Raw genomic sequence first — 784 nt, 5'->3', positions numbered from 1 at the left:
TTCAACCATTTCCATTTCGAATGTCGTTAATGATTGCTCTTGCTGATATTGACGGGTTAATAGGGTGCCTTTGAACAACTTATGCCAACGGGACAGTACCTCTAGCGTCGTCCAGTTGTTAGCTTGTTCACTATCAACATGAAGGACTAAATGTAAGTGATTATTCATGACAGCGTGAGCACAAATATCAATAGCAAAGACCTGAGATAATGTAAAAATGCGCTGTTCAATCCAATGACGCCTGTGCTCATAACTGACACCTGTTTCTTTATCAATACCACATAAAAAGGCTTTTCGAACGGTTTGACTACAAATATGATAATACGGCGTATCAGATAAACTAATTTGTTGTGAACGAGGCTTTGGCATAACTATCACCACACTTATAAGAGGGTAAATTAAGTGTAGTTTGTTGTTGAAAAAACAAACAAGTTATTATGGGTGGCTTAATTAGTGTTGTGAACGAGGCTTGGGCATAATAATTACCACACTTAACAGGGGTAAATTAAGTCTAGTTTATTGTTGAAAAAACAAACAAGTTATTATGGGTGGCTTAATAATATTTTTACGCAAGCAAGCTATAAGCAAAATATTATTATTTAAAATAAAGGAGAAATTAATGTATAAGCATATTTTATTTGCCGCAGAACTTAATGAGACGAAGAGTTATATCGAAGATAAAGTCACGCAACTACAAGAACTCACTCAGGCAAAACTGAGTGTTATTCATGTAGTTGAGCCTATACCAAACGCTTACTATGCTGGTGTATACGGTACTATGCAG

The 784-nt window shown here is 35.7% G+C and carries 1 pseudogene; it reads right to left on the bottom strand.

Features of this window, described 5'->3' with window-relative positions:
- Positions 1-369 (bottom strand): annotated as a pseudogene (locus tag H4J76_RS19485) (transposase); the annotation flags it as partial.
- Between the last annotated feature and the right edge of the window lie 415 nt (positions 370-784).

Origin of the sequence: Colwellia sp. BRX9-1, assembly GCF_014077195.1 — a bacterium.
Taxonomy (GTDB): domain Bacteria; phylum Pseudomonadota; class Gammaproteobacteria; order Enterobacterales; family Alteromonadaceae; genus Colwellia_A.
The sequence above is the reverse complement of the archived record's forward strand: the minus strand, read 5'-3'. Positions and strand labels throughout refer to the sequence as shown.